The sequence below is a fragment of the Pseudonocardia charpentierae genome, from assembly GCF_031845345.1.
Lineage (GTDB): Bacteria > Actinomycetota > Actinomycetes > Mycobacteriales > Pseudonocardiaceae > Pseudonocardia > Pseudonocardia charpentierae.
Genome location: NZ_JAVREJ010000039.1, coordinates 1 through 14681, shown reverse-complemented (window position 1 = coordinate 14681; position 14681 = coordinate 1). Strand labels below are relative to the sequence as shown.

Sequence of the window (14681 nt, the reverse complement as noted above, 5' to 3'; positions counted from 1 at the left end):
GACAATCCACGATCACAGCGTGATCACGGATGTGTCGGGTCATCCCCGCTTGGTCGCCCCGGTCATCGCCAGCACGTCCAGCGCGGCGTCGAGCTGCTGCAGCGTCAACTTCCCGTTCTCCACGTGGCCGCGCTCCAGCACCACCTCGCGGATCGTGCGGCGCTCCTTCAGCGACTGCTTCGCGATCGACGCCGCCTCCTCGTAGCCGATGTACTTGTTCAACGGCGTGACGATCGACGGCGACGACTCGGCGTACTCCCGGGTGCGCTCCAGGTCCGGCTCCGCGCCCGCGACGACCTTGTCGGCCATCAGTCGCGACACCTCCGCCAGCAGCCGAGCCGACTCGAGCACGTTGCGGGCCATGACCGGCATCATCACGTTCAGCTCGAGGTTGCCCTGCGCGCCGGCGAAACCAACGGTGGCGTCGTTGCCCATCACCTGCGCGGCGGCCATCATCGTGGCCTCGCAGATCACCGGGTTCACCTTGCCGGGCATGATCGAGCTGCCCGGTTGCAGGTCGGGCAGGGCCAGCTCCGCGAGCCCGGTCCGCGGGCCGGATCCGAGCCACCGCAGGTCGTTGGCGATCTTGTAGAGCGACACCGCGACGGTCCGCAGCGCTCCCGAGGCCTCCACCAGCCCGTCCCGCGCGCCCTGGGCCTCCATGTGGTCGGGCGCCTCGGTCAGCACGTCGAGCCCGGTGGCCGCGCGCAGCTGGTCGACGACGCCGGCGGCGAACCCGTCGGGCGCGTTGAGCCCGGTCCCGACGGCCGTGCCGCCGATCGGCAGCTGGGCCAGCCGCGGCAGCACGTCACGCAGCCGGGCGGCGCCGTTCTCGGCCTGGGTGGCCCAGCCGCCGGCCTCCTGCCCCAGCGTGATCGGCACCGCGTCCATGAGGTGCGTGCGACCGGCCTTGACCACGTGCGCCCAGTCGTCGGCGCGGCGGCGCAACGTGGCGGCGAGGTGCTCCAGCGCGGGGATCACCTCAGCGACCACGGCCTCGGTCGCGGCGACGTGGATCGTGGTCGGGAAGACGTCGTTGCTGCTCTGCGAGGCGTTGACGTGGTCGTTCGGATGCACGTGGAGACCCGAGGCGCGGGTGGCGAGGGTGGCGATCACCTCGTTGGCGTTCATGTTCGAGCTCGTGCCCGACCCGGTCTGGAACACGTCGATCGGGAAGTGGGAGTCGTGTGCCCCGGCGGCGACCTCGTCCGCGGCGGCCGCGATCGCCGCGGCGACGTCCTCGTCCAACACCCCGATGCGGGCGTTCACCCGCGCCGCCGCGCCCTTGACCAGCCCGAGAGCGCGGATCTGGGCGCGCTCGAGACCCCGGCCCGAGATCGGGAAGTTCTCCACGGCGCGCTGCGTCTGCGCCCGCCACAACGCCTCCGCGGGCACCCGGACCTCGCCCATGGTGTCGTGCTCGATACGGAAGCCGGGGTCGCTCTCGGAGCCGGTGTCGGTCTGCATGGCACCAGTCTGCACATCGGGAGCCGTCAATCCAGACCGCGTGGTGCACGGCGTGCGGTCCACAGTGGTTGCACTGCGACGACCGGGTGAAACGCACCGTGGTCAGTCCGTCACGCCCTACCCGGGCCCTCAGTTCACCAGGACGAGGGGGCACGCAGGAGGGGTCGGAGAAGTGGATGCCGAACGCGACTGGCTGGAACTCATGGGGCACGTCATGGCTGCGCCGCTCACGGCGCTGCCCGAGGAGCGCCTCGCGTCGGCGCTGAGAGCGACGTTCGACGCGCCCGCCTGTTGCTTCCACGCGCGCAGTGACGCGCGGACCGTGGTGCAGCGGATCTACCCGCCGACGATGTTCAGCGCTGCCGTGCAGGCCGAGTGGGTGCGCCTGTGCGTGGAGGTGCCCACCTGCCACCCGCTCCTGCGCCACTACCTGGCCACGGGGGATCTCACGCCACAGCAGGTCGCCGACGTGTCGTCGGGCCTGGCGGGCCCCCGTGCACGTGCCCAGTGGGCCGAACTCAGCCGGAGCTACGACATCGAGCACCAGCTCGCGATCCCGCTCCCGCCCGGGACCGAGGGCATGCGGTGGTTCGTCCTCGGCCGTCCCGCCGCCTTCAGCGCGGAACGGATGCACCTGGCGCGGCGTGTGCAGAAGCTGATCGCCGGGCTGGACCGCCAGGCGGCCGCGTTGCGGCAGTGGCAGCACCGGGCCCCGGCGCTCGACGCCGGTGCGGTCGCGGCCGACATCCGCCTCACGCCGCGGGAGCTGTCGGTGCTCACGCTCGTGGCCGACGGGCTGACCGCGGGAGCCGTGGCCCGCCGCCTGCTGGTGGCCGAACGGACCGTGCACAAGCACCTCGAGCGCGCCTACTCGAAGCTGGGCGTCTCGGACCGGGTCAGCGCCGTGCTGCGCGCGCAGGGGCTCGGCATCCTGCCCGAGTCCGCGCTGGCCATGGCGCGCTGAGCGGCGTCAGCGGACCACCTGCACGACGTCGCCGACCGACAGCTCGGAGAAGTAGGTCTCCGCGGCCTCGGGGGAGAGGTGGATGCAGCCGTGCGAGGTCACGGTGAGGCTGCCCTCGTGGAAGGCGACACCGCCGTTGAAGAACACCGACCAGGGCATCTCGGCGTCGTAGATCGAGCTGACGTGGTCGCGCCTCTTCGACGCCACCGTGAAGGTGCCGGGCGGCGTGCGGAACCCCGGGCGGCCGCTCGTGATCGGTACCGGGCCGTAGGTCACCCGGCCGTTATGCAGGAGCCACGAGCGGTTGGCGGACAGGTCTACGCAGGCGCGGGCGGTCGGTGCGCACGGGGGTGCCGACTCGGGCGACGGCGTCGTCGTCGTCCGCGGCGTGGGTGGCGGCGTCATCGGTGGCAGTGCCGGGATGCGGGTCGGAACGGGGTCGGGCCGAGGGGCTGCGGGCACTGCGGGCACCGCGGGCACCGCGGGCACTGCGGGCACTGCGGGCACCGCGGGCACTGCGCGCTCCGCCAGGACGACGACGTCGGGCCGCAGGGGCGCGGGCAGCGCGCCGAGCGCCCGGGTGGCCGCCGTCCGCGCCCCGGGCGCGCTGCCCAGCACCAGTCCTGCCAGCAGGCCGCCGGCCACGACCAGCGTGACCACTCCGATTCCCCATCCCGCGCGCACCTGCCGACCCCGCAATCCCCGGACCCCGGCACGCCTCGTCGGGCACACCTCACCTCGAGGATCGGGCCGGTGACGCAGGCGGGCCAGGGCCACGACCGGATCGAGTGAGCGGCGCACCCGACCGGGTGGCCGCGTCAGGGCAGGAGGGGGGGCTCCGCCTCGAGCTGCTCGTCGGTCAGGTCGAAGTCGACGGATGCGTACTCCCGCAGCTTCGTCAGCCGGTGGTAGCCGTCGATCATCCGGACCGTTCCCGACTTGGACCGCATCACGATCGACTGCGTCGTGCAGCCGCCCGCCCGGTAGTGCACCCCGCGCAGCAGGTCACCGTCGGTCACCCCGGTGGCGCAGAAGAAGACGTTGTTGCCGCGGACGAGATCGTCGGTGCTGAGCACCTGGTCGAGATCCAGCCCGGCCGCGATGGCCCGGGACCGCTCCTCGTCGGACTGCGGCCACAACTTGCCCTGGATCTCCCCGCCCATGCACTTCAGCGCCGCCGCGGCGATCACACCCTCGGGGGTGCCGCCGATGCCGACGAGCATGTCGACACCCGTGCTCGGCCGGGCCGCCGAGATCGCGCCGGCGACGTCGCCGTCGGAGATGAACCGGATGCGGGCGCCGGTGCGCCGGATCTCGGCGACCAGGTCGCGGTGGCGCGGGCGGTCGAGCACGCAGACCGTGACGTCGGCGACCCCGACCTCCTTCGCCTTCGCGACGCGCCGGATGTTGTCGGCGACCGGGGCGGCGATGTCGACGGCACCGGCCGCCTCCGGGCCGACCGCGAGCTTCTCCATGTAGAACACCGCCGACGGGTCGTACATCGCGCCGCGTTCCGCGACGGCGAGCACGGCGAGCGCGTTCGGCATGCCCTTGCTCATCAGCGTGGTGCCGTCGATGGGGTCGACCGCGACGTCGCAGTCGGGGCCCCAGCCGTTGCCCACCTTCTCGCCGTTGAACAGCATGGGCGCCTCGTCCTTCTCGCCCTCGCCGATCACCACGACACCACGCATCGAGACGGTGCCGATGAGCTGGCGCATCGCGTCGACCGCCGCTCCGTCGCCACCGTTCTTGTCCCCGCGCCCGACCCAGCGGCCCGCCGCCATCGCGGCCGCCTCGGTGACGCGGACCAGCTCCATGGCCAGGTTCCGGTCCGGGGCTTCCCGGTAGCGGGTGGAACGCTCGATCATGGCGGCCCCTTCGTCGTCATCGGCGGCACCCGGACGCCCCGAGGGGTCCGGGGAACGCCACGATCCTCGCATGCCGGACGCCCGTTGAGACTGGGACGATGGACGGTGTGAGCAGTGCCTCCCCGCCTGGACCGGCCGATCCCGGTCCGCCCGCCAAGCCGCCGCGCTCGGCGCTGTCTATCCGCGACATGGCCGGAGCGGTGTTCGTACTCGTGGCCATCGTGCTGGTGTTCGCCGGCGTGACCCGGAGTTGCTCCTTCGCACCCGGTGGCCCGAGCGTCGACCAGGCGTCGGGCCCCCGGGTCGACGCCCCGGCGCAGCTGCGGGTGCTGGCCGGGTCCATGCCGTTCCCGCTCCGGGTCCCGGCGGTGCCCGCGGACTGGCGGGCGACGACCGTCGACACCGCGCGCGTCGGCACGGGCGACGCCCGGGTGGTGCGTACCGGGTACCTGACCGCGCAGGGCCACTACCTGCGGCTGGTGCAGTCCGACGCCGACGAGGCGGCGTTGCTCGCCACCGAGGCGCAGGGCACGCCGGTCGCGACCGGGCCGGTGGTCGTGGGGGGAGTGACCTGGGTCGCGTACACCGACGACACGCGCGAGCCGATCCGCGTCACGGCGCTCGACGGCGTGCGTCTGCTGATCACGGGCAGCGGGACGGACGACGAGTTCCGGACGCTCGCCTCGGCCGCGACGGGCGGCGCGGTTCTGCCCTAGCGCCCCGTCACGACTCGGGGCGCGGGTCGTCGGCGTGCTCCAACGCGGCCTTCACCCGGTCGCGGGCCCCGGCCAGCTGCTCCTCGCAGCGGCGGGCCAGCGCCTCGCCCCGCTCCCAGAGCGCCACCGACTCGTCGAGGCCGAGGCCGCCGACCTCCAGGGCCCGGACCACCTCGGCCAGCTCGTCGCGGGCCTGCTCGTAGCCGAGGGTGCCCACATCGGGCTGGCCTGCATCGTCCGGGGGAGCGGTCACGGAGGATCAGTCTCCACCACGAGGATCCACAACCGCGGTGACGGCCCCGTCGGCGACGCGCACCCGCAGCCGCGTCCCCGGCGGCGCCTCTCCGGTGTCGCGAAGCACGGGGAGCGGCAGACGCGGGTCGTGATCGGGCGGCACGCGCTGCACGACGGCGTAGCCCCGGGCCAGCGTCGCGGCCGGCCCCAGCGCCGTCAGTCGGGCGGTGAGGTGCGCGACGTCGGTGGCGCGCCGGTCCAGGCCGCGCTCGACGCACGCCCGCGCGGAGTCGCGCAGCCGTTCGACCTCGGCGTGCCGTGCCTCCAGCCCGCGCAACGGATCGGCCAGCACCGGCCGGTGGCGCAGGGCCGCGAGCAGCCGCTCCTCACGGTCCACCCAGCCGGCCAGCGCACGCCGGGCACGGTCGCGCAGCCCGGCGATCCGCGCGGTCTCTTCCGCGAGGTCGGGAACAAGGCGGCGGCCGGCCTCGGTGGGCGTCGAGCAGCGCAGGTCCGCGACGTGGTCGACCAGCGGGGTGTCGGGCTCGTGGCCGATCGCCGAGACCACCGGGGTGCGGCAGGCGGCGACGGCGCGGCAGAGCGTCTCGTCGGAGAAGGGCAGCAGGTCTTCGACGCTCCCGCCGCCGCGGGCGAGCACGATGACGTCGACGCCCGGGTCGCGGTCGAGGATCCCGAGCGCCTCGACGATCTGCGGCACGGCCAGCGCGCCCTGCGTCGCCGTGTGCTCCAGGCGGAAGCGGACCGCCGGCCAGCGGGCCGTCGCGTTGCTCACGACGTCGTGCTCGGCGGCCGACGCGCGGCCGGTCACGAGCCCGATGCAGTCGGGCAGGAACGGCAGCGGCCGCTTGCGGGCCCGGTCGAACAGTCCCTCGGCGGCCAGCAGCGCGCGCAGGCGCTCGATCCGGGCCAGCAGCTCGCCGATCCCGACGGCGCGGATCGTGTCGACGCGCAGGCTGAGCGTGCCGCGCCCGAGGAAGAACGACGGCTTGCCGTGCACGATCACCCGGTTGCCCTCGGCCACGGCGGCGCCGCCGTCGCGGACCAGGCCGACGGGGGCGGTGAGCTGCAGCGACACGTCGGCGGCGGGGTCGCGGAGGACGAGGAACGCCGTACCCGTGCCCGGTCGCGCCGTGACCTGGGCCAGCTGGCCTTCCACCCAGACGGCGCCGAGCCGGTCAATCCAGGCGGAGATCTTGCGGGCCACCGTGCGGACGGGCCACGGCGCGTCCGCCGAGTTCGGCGACGGCTCTGTCACCCCTCGGTGACCGCCGCGATCCGGTTGCTCAGCATCGTCACATACGGCGGACGGTCGCCGTGGGCCTGCTCCCAGGCCAGCAGCGTGCGGAGGTCGTCCACCCCGAGATGGCGCAGCTTGCCGCGCAGCTGAGGAATGGTGAGCGAGCTGTAGCCGGGCAGGACGTCCGGTGCGTCGGCCGTGGTTGCGGTCTGCGCTGCGCTCGGCGCCGTCGGGACCGGCTCGGGATCGACGGATCCGGGGTCGACGGGGCCCGGCTCGACGAAGGGGTCGGGTGTGGAGCGCAGGGGAGTGACGGTCGCGGCCGGGGCGGCCGGACCCGTGCTCCGGCCGTTGCGCCGCGGCGGCAGGTCTTCGTCGAACGTCGCCCACGCCGGCTCGTCCTCGATCGGCGGTCCCACGCCGAGCACCTGGTCGCCCTTGATCGCGAGTTCGGTCACCTTCTGCTGGAGGCGCATGGACGCCTGCAACGCCTGGCTCACCGCCGTGACGGGCAGCTCCAGGGCGAGGCGGGGCAGGTCGCGGGCCTGCTCGACGGCGGTCGCGACCAGGCCGGCGGCGATCCGTACCGGCAGCGGCAGCGGCGGTGTCATGTCCCGAATCATCCCCTCTCCGCGGCCGTGCGGCAGCCCGGGTCCGTGCTCGCCGCGGCCCGGGGCGCGAGCGGGCGCCCGTACGCTGGAGGCATGTCCGCTCCTGAGGCCTCTCCCCGCCCCGGCGACCCGGCTGGCAAGCGCATTTTGCTCGCCGCCCCGCGCGGCTACTGCGCGGGCGTGGATCGCGCCGTCGAGGCCGTCGAGCAGGCCCTCGAACAGCATGGCGCGCCCGTCTACGTGCGCAAGCAGATCGTCCACAACCGGCACGTCGTGGAGACGCTCGAGGAGCGCGGCGCGATCTTCGTCGACGACACGGCGGAGGTCCCGGAAGGCGCCCTGCTGGTGTTCTCCGCCCACGGCGTCTCGCCCGCGGTGCGTTCGGAGGCGCGCGACCGGAACCTGCGCACGATCGACGCCACGTGCCCGCTGGTCACGAAGGTGCACCAGGAGGCCAAGCGGTTCGCCCGGGAGGACTTCGACATCCTGCTGGTCGGGCACGCGGGCCACGAGGAGGTCGAGGGGACCGCGGGCGAGGCGCCGTCGCACATCCAGCTGGTCGAGACGGCGGAGGACGTCGCCGCGGTGAAGGTGCGCGACCCGGAGAAGGTCGTGTGGCTCTCGCAGACCACGCTGAGCGTCGACGAGACGATGGACACCGTGCGGGCGCTGCGCGAGCAGTTTCCGACGTTGCAGAACCCGCCGAGCGACGACATCTGCTACGCCACCCAGAACCGCCAGGTCGCGGTCAAGGCCATGGCGGCGCACTGCGACCTCGTGATCGTCGTGGGGTCGCGCAACTCGTCGAACTCGGTGCGGCTGGTCGAGGTCGCGCTGTCGTCCGGCGCGGGTGCGGCGTACCTCGTCGACTACGCCCGCGAGATCGACGAGGCGTGGCTCGACGGGGTGCGGACCGTCGGGGTCACCAGCGGTGCGTCGGTGCCGGAGGTGCTGGTCCGGGGCGTGCTCGACCACCTGGTCGAGCGCGGCTGGGGGAGCGTCGAGGAGATCACGACCGCCGAGGAGTCGCTGGTCTTCTCGTTGCCTCGCGAGCTGCGGCCGAGTCGCGCCGCTCGCTGACCTCGCGCTGCAGCGTCAACCGGCCGAGACCCAACACGAGCACGACGCCGGTGGTGACGGCCATCGTGGGAAAGCTGTTCACCAGCGGTGCCGCGATGATCAGCAGCGTGTCCGTGCCGTTCGCGCCGTCGCCCATCAGGACGATCGCCGGTACCGCCACGGCGAGCAGCAGCGGCGGCGCGACGACCGGGCCGAACAGGTTGCGGCGGCGCACCCACGTCACCGCGAGGACGCAGCCGCAGAAGTAGAGCGCGCGGAACACCGTGCCGACCGTGCCGATCCGTTGCAGGTCGACGAACACCCCGAGCGCGGTGAAGCCGAACGCCAGCCCGAGGGCCGCGAGCGGAGGGATCCCGAGCACCGAATTCAACATCGAGCGCTCGTCCACGGGCCACTGGCCGGTCGGCCGGACCGCCGGCGGCGTGCGTGTGGAGGAGCGGGCGGAGGTCGCCGTCACCCGATCACCGTAACGGGATCCGGCGAACGGCCTTCCACCGCGGGGTGTCAGCCGTGGACGGCGCGGGGGTGCTCCCGCACGTCGCGGTCGCCCGTGTCCCAGCTTCCCGTGTCCCAGCCGCCCGTGTCGCGATCACCGCTGTCCCGGTCGCCGTCCAGGGCGACGAGCGCGTCGTCCGCCGAGGCCACGAGCTCGGGCGCCGACACCCGCCGCGGGCTGCGGTCGACCGGCGCCGGAGCCACCAGCTCGTCGTCGGCGACCTTCAACTCCGTGAGCCGCCGCGCCGTCACCAGCACCCGGGCCTCCAGCGACGACACGGTCTTGTTGTAGCTGTCGACCGCCCCGTCCAGGCTGCGCCCGAGCTTCGCCACGTGCGTGCCCATCGTCGCCAGCCGGGCGTGCAGCTCCTTGCCGAGCTGGTGGACGGCCGCGGCGTTGCGGGCCAGCGCCTCCTGCCGCCAGCCGTAGGCGACGGTACGCAGCAGCGCGATCAGGGTGGTCGGCGTGGCGATGACGACGTTGCGCCCGAAGGCGTGCTCGAGCAGCTGGGGATCGGCCTGCAGCGCCGCCTCGAGGAACGGGTCGCCGGGCACGAACAGCACCACGAACTCCGGCGACGGCTCGAACGCCGCCCAGTACGCCTTGGCCGCGAGCGTGTCGACGTGCGCACGCAGCTGGCGGGCGTGCGCGGTGAGCCGATCGGCGTGCGTGTCGGGATCGCGGCTCTCGACGGCCTCGAGATACGCGGCGAACGGGACCTTGGCGTCGACGACGATCGACTTGTCGCCGGCGAGATGCACGAGCATGTCGGGCCGGATGGTGCCGTCCGGGCCGGTGGCGGTGACCTGTGTGGAGAAGTCGCAGTGCTCGACCATGCCGGCCAGCTGCACCACCCGCTCGAGCTGCAGCTCGCCCCACCGGCCCCGGACCTGGGGCGCCCGCAGGGCGTTGACGAGCGACTTCGTCTCGTACTGGAGCTGCTCCGAGCTGGTGCGCATGGCGCTGACCTGCTCCCGGAGCCCGATGTACGCGCTCTGCCGTTCCTTCTCGACGTCGCGCAGCTGGCCCTCGACGCGTTGCAGTGCAGCGGACATCGGGTCGAGAAGCGCGCCGATCGCCTTGTCGCGCAGCGCGGCGTCGCCCGACAACGCGGCAGCCGCCTCCTTGATCCGGCCCTCGGCGAGCCTGACGAACTGCTCGTTGTTCGCCGCCAGGGCGTCGGCGGACAGGGCGCGGAACGCCTGGGTCAGCTCCTCGTCGCGCCGGGCGAGCATCTGCTCCCGACCGACGGCCGCCTCGCGCTCGGCCCGCAGCGAGGCGGTCGCCGACGCCGCCTCGGCCTCGGCCCGGCGCAGGCGGTCGCACGCCTGTTCGTGCTGGGCGGCGAGGTCGTCGAGCCGCTGCAGCAGACCTGTCCGCTCCGCGCGTGCTGCAGCGGCGTCGGCGCGCAGGGTGACGGTCGCAGAGGTGGCCGCCTGGGCGGCCTCGGCGGCGGAGGCCCTGGCCCGCACCGAGGCGAGGGCCCACGCGGCGGCGGCACCGAGCGCGAGCCCGACGAGCAGCACGGCGAACGCGGTGACGAGATCCACGCGGGCAGCGTGCCGCGGGGGACCGACAGAACCGGCCGAGGCGCGCCGCGCGCTGCCGTCAGCGGAGCCGACGAATCGACGAACGGTCGAACATGTGGTCGAAGGTCAGCGCGACGCCTCGTGATCCAGCAGCCACCGCTTCACCGGCAGCCCCCAACGGAATCCGCCCAGCGAGCCGTCGTTGCGGAGCACCCGGTGGCACGGCACGAACAGCGCAGCCGCGTTGCGGGCGCACGCCGACGCCGCCGCACGCACCGCGGCCGGTCGTCCGGCCTTCGTCGCGTACTCGGTGTAGCTGACGGGCGCGCCTGCCGGCACCGTCCGCAGCACCTCCCACGCCTGTTCGAGGAACGGCCCGGACCGTTGGCGGACCGGGACGTCGTCGACGGCGCCGAGGTCGCCGTCGTGGTAGCGGGTGATCGCGCTCGAGACCTCGCCGAGGTCGGCCACCTGCCGCGCCGTGGCCGGCCGCAGCGTCGGGTGCACCAGCGGGAGGAGGGTGCCGACGTCGGCGGTCCAGCCCGAGGCGAGCACCGCTCCGTCGGCGTCGACGACTGCGGTGAAGGGGCCGGCCGGGGTCTCGAGGGTCGAGTACGTGCTCATGCTGATCTCCTGATCGGGGTGGCGGCGCCCCACAGGTGCAGGGCGGCGTAGGAACGCCACGGGGCCCAGCGGGCGGCGTGACGGGAGAGGTCGTCGATACCGAGGGCACGTGCGCCGCGGCGCACGGCAAGGTCGTCGGGCAGCAGTTCGTCCGGATCACCGAGGACCCGGATCGCCAGGTAGCCGGCGGTCCAGGGGCCGATGCCGGGCAGCGCGGTGAGGTCGTCGCGGAACGCCGCGGCGTCGCGGCCGGCGTCGAGCACGAGCGTGCCGTCGGCCAGCGCGGTGGCGAGCCCGACGATGCTCGCGGTGCGCCGCCCGGGTCCGGTCAGCACCTCCGCGCCGTGCTCGGCGACGGTCGCCGCCGTCGGGAACAGCAGGTCCGGGCCGTCGCCGGCCAGCGCGGGCGGCAGCCGCTCGCCGAGGGCGTCGGCGAGCCGGGCCGCGGCGGTCCGGGCGGCCGCGACCGAGACCTGCTGGCCGAGCACCGCCCGCAGTGCCGTCTCGGCCGGGTCGACCGTGCCGGGCAGCCGGACGCCCGGCGTCGCCGCGACGCTCGCCGCGAGGAGCGGATCGGCCCCCAGGACGGCGTCGACGGCTGCGGGGTCGGCGTCGAGGTCGAGCAGCCGCCGCAGGCGGGCGACGGCGGGAGCCAGGTCGCGGGGGTCGGAGAGGCGGAGGGTGGCGACGACGTGCGTGGCGCGCGCCGTGCCGGACCGGCGTCGCCGCGCCGGTGTCGTGCCCTCCTCGCAGGGCCGCGCGCGTCCTCGCAGAGGCGATCGCCCCTGCGACGACGTCGTCGCTTCTGCGAGGACGGGCAGCTCGAGCGACACCACGGCCGGCCCGCGGGGCAGCCGCATGGCCCGCCGGTACGTGCCGCCGTCCACCTCCTCGACCCCGGGCACGGCCCGCGCCGCGAAGAACGCCAGCAACCCGGCGCCGTCGAACGGCGACCGGAAGGGCAGCCGCAGCACGAGCGCCCCCGCGGACACGGGAAGCGCGTGCCGCCCGGCCTCGCTGCGCAGCGTGGTCGGCGGCACCCCGTACACCTCGCGCACCGTGTCGTTGAACTGCCGCACGCTGGCGAACCCCGACGCGAACGCGATGTCCGCCATCCCCATCGGCGTGGTCTCCACGAGCAGCCGCGCCGTGTGCGCGCGATGGGCCCGGGCCAGGGCCAGCGGCCCGGCGCCCAGCTCGGCGGACAGTACCCGGCCGAGATGGCGCTCGGAGTATCCGAGGCGGGTGGCCAGCCCGGGCACGCCGTCCCGCTCGACCACGCCGTCGCCGATCAGCCGCATCGCCCGGCCCGCGAGGTCCGCCCGGACGTTCCAGTCGGGCGAGCCGGGCACGGCGTCGGGCAGGCAGCGCCGGCAGGCGCGGAAGCCGCGGAGCTGGGCCGCGGCCGCCGTCGGCCAGAACTCGACGTTGGTCGCCTTCGGCGTCATCGCCGGGCAGGAGGGCCGGCAGTAGATGCCGGTGGTGCGGACGGCCGTGACGAACTGCCCGTCGAACCGTGCGTCGCGGGAGGCCACGGCGCGGTAGCAGCGGTCGGTGTCGAGGAGCATGCAGACGATGCTGCCAGCAGCCGGATGTCGGTTCTAGCGGAAATCGGACGTGACGACCGGGCTCAGTACCGGTAGCGCCGGGCCTCGTCCGGGCCGAACCGGACGGTGGCCAGGGCGAGCAGCAGGAGTGTGGCGAGGACGAGAAGCATCATCCCGCCATGCTCGGACGGAGTCGGCGGCCGCACGAGTGGCAGAAACGTTCATGTTCGACAACATCCTGCCACTCGGCGCCGCGCGACTACCCTTGTCTTCCGTGTCCCTCACCCTCGGCATCGTCGGCCTGCCCAACGTCGGCAAGTCGACGCTGTTCAATGCCTTGACCCGCAACGACGTCCTGGCCGCGAACTACCCCTTCGCGACGATCGAGCCGAACGTCGGCGTGGTGCCGCTGCCGGACGCGCGCCTGCAGAAGCTCGCGGAGATGTTCTCGTCGGCGAAGATCGTGCCCGCGGTGGTGTCCTTCGTCGACATCGCCGGGATCGTCAAGGGCGCGTCCGAGGGCGCGGGGCTCGGGAACAAGTTCCTGGCGAACATCCGGGAGTCCGACGCGATCTGCCAGGTCGTCCGGGTCTTCGACGATCCGGACGTCGTGCACGTCGACGGGCGGGTCGACCCCGCCTCGGACATCGAGACGATCTCCACGGAGCTGATCCTCGCCGACCTGCAGACGCTGGAGAAGGCCGTCCCGCGCCTGCAGAAGGAGTCGCGGATGCAGAAGGACCGCCGCCCCGTGCTGGAGGCCGCGGAGGCGGCCGTCGAGATCCTCAACAGCGGCCGGACGCTGTTCGGGGCGCGCGTCGACCGCGAGCCGCTGCGCGAGCTGACGCTGCTGACCACCAAGCCGTTCCTCTACGTCTTCAACGCGGACGAGGGCGTGCTCACCGACGAGGCCCGCCGCAAGGAGCTGGCCGACCTGGTCGCCCCCGCGGACGCGGTGTTCCTCGACGCCAAGGTGGAGGCCGAGCTGCTGGAGCTCGACGAGGAGTCGGCGCGCGAGCTGCTGGAGTCGATCGGCCAGCCCGAACCCGGCCTGTACGCCCTGGCGCGAGCCGGCTTCCACACCCTGGGCATGCAGACCTACCTGACCGCGGGCCCGAAGGAGTCGCGCGCCTGGACGATCAAGCAGGGTGCGACGGCCCCGCAGGCGGCCGGCGTGATCCACACCGACTTCGAGCGCGGGTTCATCAAGGCCGAGATCGTGTCGTTCGACGACCTGGTCGCGGCGGGCTCGATGGCGGCGGCGAAGGCGGCGGGGAAGGTGCGGATGGAGGGCAAGGACTACGTCATGCAGGACGGCGACGTGGTGGAGTTCCGCCACGGCTCACCATCTAAGAGTGCGAAGTAGCGATCCGTAGGATGATCTTTCTCGTTTCAGCGCCGCCGAACGATCAGGGGCTCGCAGGGTGGGCAGCCACGGACTGGCTTGCCCTCAGTGCTCTCATCGTCGCCGTGGTGGCAGTGCCCATTTCGATCTTGGCGACCCGTCGCTGGGGTAATCGGCGAGCACGCGTCTCCATCTCGATCGTATCCGTCCCGTTGCTGCCTGACGGGGTGCGGGAAGGAACTATTGAGGTCTCTTTCCGAGATATTCCGGTAAAGGACCCGCACCTTGTGACGGTGGAGATCCGCAATAGTGGTCCACGTGACCTCTCCTCGGACATGTTTGACAGGGGAGAGTCGATTGCGATCAAGTTCGATCAAGTATTTTACGGTTTAACTAGCTCGCACGGCGGGGTTCGAACAGCGTCTCCTGCGATCGGCACCCGGCCGCCGGAGGCGATCGTCTTCGTGCGGCCTGCGCTGCTCAAGCGACGCGAAGCCTGGACCTTTAATGCAGTGACCTCCGGGCCGGTGAACGTAGCGATTGAGGCCCCCCTTGTGGACACGGACGTCGTAGAGGCTCGACCCGAGTCCATCGGCGAGAACGGGTCGGACGTGGTCCTTACGTTTAGCATGTTCGGGCTTAGCATTGAGTATCCGTTATCTCTTGTGCGTAGGGTGGGCAAAAAGAACGGCTGAGTCGCCACTGACCCATGCACGAAAAGGCCGCCGTCCGGCATGGACGGCGGCCTTTTCCATGGCCTGAAGACGGCGGACCACGCTCGTGTGGAGTCTCCTCGTCCCGATCGTGACGAGGTTTTACCAAGGAGAACGTAAGTAAGCTGACTTGATCTTCTGTTTCTGCAACAATGCCGTGTGCGCGACAACGACGGCCGCAAGCTGGACCACCAGACCCTCGAGGCGATGCGGCTGCGCGCGGTGGACG

Annotated in this window: 15 protein-coding genes; 5 read left to right on the top strand and 10 right to left on the bottom strand. The window is 72.9% G+C overall.

Annotated features, from left to right (window positions below; translation table 11 throughout):
- Nucleotides 1–39 precede the first annotated feature (39 nt).
- Entirely contained in the window at nucleotides 40–1467 is a 1428-nt protein-coding gene (locus tag RM445_RS29590) for a class II fumarate hydratase (RefSeq protein ID WP_311560162.1), read from the bottom strand.
- A 172-nt stretch (nucleotides 1468–1639) separates the two neighbouring features.
- On the opposite strand from RM445_RS29590, the gene RM445_RS29585 reads away from it, so the two are divergent.
- Complete coding sequence (locus RM445_RS29585) at nucleotides 1640–2431, top strand: helix-turn-helix transcriptional regulator (RefSeq protein ID WP_311560161.1); 792 nt, start codon at nucleotides 1640–1642, stop codon at nucleotides 2429–2431.
- Between the two features lie 6 nt (nucleotides 2432–2437).
- On the opposite strand, the gene RM445_RS29580 is transcribed toward RM445_RS29585, so the two are convergent.
- Both RM445_RS29580 and glpX read right to left on the bottom strand, forming a co-directional pair.
- Nucleotides 2438–3115, bottom strand: coding sequence for a L,D-transpeptidase (locus RM445_RS29580; protein ID WP_311560160.1), 678 nt, complete (start codon nucleotides 3113–3115; stop codon nucleotides 2438–2440).
- A gap of 134 nt (nucleotides 3116–3249) precedes the next feature.
- Nucleotides 3250–4299, bottom strand: a complete 1050-nt coding sequence (gene glpX / locus RM445_RS29575) for a class II fructose-bisphosphatase (protein WP_311560159.1) — start codon at nucleotides 4297–4299, stop codon at nucleotides 3250–3252.
- 107 nt (nucleotides 4300–4406) lie between these two features.
- On the opposite strand from glpX, the gene RM445_RS29570 reads away from it, so the two are divergent.
- Nucleotides 4407–5015 (top strand): DUF4245 domain-containing protein, encoded by a 609-nt coding sequence (locus tag RM445_RS29570; RefSeq protein WP_311560158.1) that lies wholly within the window; start codon nucleotides 4407–4409, stop codon nucleotides 5013–5015.
- A gap of 7 nt (nucleotides 5016–5022) precedes the next feature.
- On the opposite strand, the gene RM445_RS29565 is transcribed toward RM445_RS29570, so the two are convergent.
- Genes RM445_RS29565 through RM445_RS29555 form a run of 3 tightly spaced genes read right to left on the bottom strand, consistent with a single transcriptional unit; the run spans nucleotide 5023 to nucleotide 7118 of the window.
- Nucleotides 5023–5268, bottom strand: a complete 246-nt coding sequence (locus tag RM445_RS29565; protein WP_311560157.1) for an exodeoxyribonuclease VII small subunit — start codon at nucleotides 5266–5268, stop codon at nucleotides 5023–5025.
- A gap of 6 nt (nucleotides 5269–5274) precedes the next feature.
- The gene (gene xseA, locus RM445_RS29560) at nucleotides 5275–6525 is read right to left on the bottom strand and encodes an exodeoxyribonuclease VII large subunit (protein ID WP_311560156.1); all 1251 of its coding nucleotides are present in this window, start codon (nucleotides 6523–6525) and stop codon (nucleotides 5275–5277) included.
- Nucleotides 6522–7118, bottom strand: coding sequence for a lipid droplet-associated protein (locus RM445_RS29555; RefSeq protein WP_311560155.1), 597 nt, complete (start codon nucleotides 7116–7118; stop codon nucleotides 6522–6524). Before RM445_RS29555 ends, xseA begins: the two co-directional genes overlap by 4 nt.
- A gap of 93 nt (nucleotides 7119–7211) precedes the next feature.
- Between RM445_RS29555 and RM445_RS29550 the strand changes: the two genes are divergently transcribed.
- The gene (locus RM445_RS29550) at nucleotides 7212–8198 is read left to right on the top strand and encodes a 4-hydroxy-3-methylbut-2-enyl diphosphate reductase (protein ID WP_311560154.1); all 987 of its coding nucleotides are present in this window, start codon (nucleotides 7212–7214) and stop codon (nucleotides 8196–8198) included.
- Here the strand turns inward: RM445_RS29550 and RM445_RS29545 are convergent.
- From RM445_RS29545 to RM445_RS29530, 4 genes are all read right to left on the bottom strand, one after another.
- Entirely contained in the window at nucleotides 8128–8655 is a 528-nt protein-coding gene (locus RM445_RS29545) for a DUF6542 domain-containing protein (RefSeq protein WP_311560153.1), read from the bottom strand. The genes RM445_RS29550 and RM445_RS29545 overlap by 71 nt on opposite strands.
- A 47-nt stretch (nucleotides 8656–8702) precedes the next feature.
- Nucleotides 8703–10244, bottom strand: a complete 1542-nt coding sequence (locus tag RM445_RS29540) for a DNA recombination protein RmuC (RefSeq protein ID WP_311560152.1) — start codon at nucleotides 10242–10244, stop codon at nucleotides 8703–8705.
- Between the two features lie 105 nt (nucleotides 10245–10349).
- Entirely contained in the window at nucleotides 10350–10847 is a 498-nt protein-coding gene (locus RM445_RS29535) for a methylated-DNA--[protein]-cysteine S-methyltransferase (RefSeq protein WP_311560151.1), read from the bottom strand.
- On the bottom strand, nucleotides 10844–12415 hold the full coding sequence (locus tag RM445_RS29530; RefSeq protein WP_311560150.1) for a DNA-3-methyladenine glycosylase 2 family protein: 1572 nt from the start codon (nucleotides 12413–12415) through the stop codon (nucleotides 10844–10846). The genes RM445_RS29535 and RM445_RS29530 overlap by 4 nt, the downstream gene beginning before the upstream one ends.
- 253 nt (nucleotides 12416–12668) lie before the next feature.
- Between RM445_RS29530 and ychF the strand changes: the two genes are divergently transcribed.
- Nucleotides 12669–13760 (top strand): redox-regulated ATPase YchF, encoded by a 1092-nt coding sequence (gene ychF / locus RM445_RS29525; protein ID WP_311560149.1) that lies wholly within the window; start codon nucleotides 12669–12671, stop codon nucleotides 13758–13760.
- Between the two features lie 11 nt (nucleotides 13761–13771).
- Complete coding sequence (locus RM445_RS29520; protein WP_311560148.1) at nucleotides 13772–14434, top strand: hypothetical protein; 663 nt, start codon at nucleotides 13772–13774, stop codon at nucleotides 14432–14434.
- Nucleotides 14435–14681 lie beyond the last annotated feature (247 nt).

Coding starts and splice junctions, on each gene's coding strand:
- RM445_RS29590 (WP_311560162.1), bottom strand. CDS start 1,467: ATGCAGACCGACACCGGCTCCGAGAGCGACCCCGGCTTCCGTATCGAG.
- glpX (WP_311560159.1), bottom strand. CDS start 4,299: ATGATCGAGCGTTCCACCCGCTACCGGGAAGCCCCGGACCGGAACCTG.
- RM445_RS29555 (WP_311560155.1), bottom strand. CDS start 7,118: ATGACACCGCCGCTGCCGCTGCCGGTACGGATCGCCGCCGGCCTGGTC.
- RM445_RS29550 (WP_311560154.1), top strand. CDS start 7,212: ATGTCCGCTCCTGAGGCCTCTCCCCGCCCCGGCGACCCGGCTGGCAAG.
- RM445_RS29535 (WP_311560151.1), bottom strand. CDS start 10,847: ATGAGCACGTACTCGACCCTCGAGACCCCGGCCGGCCCCTTCACCGCA.
- RM445_RS29530 (WP_311560150.1), bottom strand. CDS start 12,415: ATGCTCCTCGACACCGACCGCTGCTACCGCGCCGTGGCCTCCCGCGAC.
- RM445_RS29520 (WP_311560148.1), top strand. CDS start 13,772: ATGATCTTTCTCGTTTCAGCGCCGCCGAACGATCAGGGGCTCGCAGGG.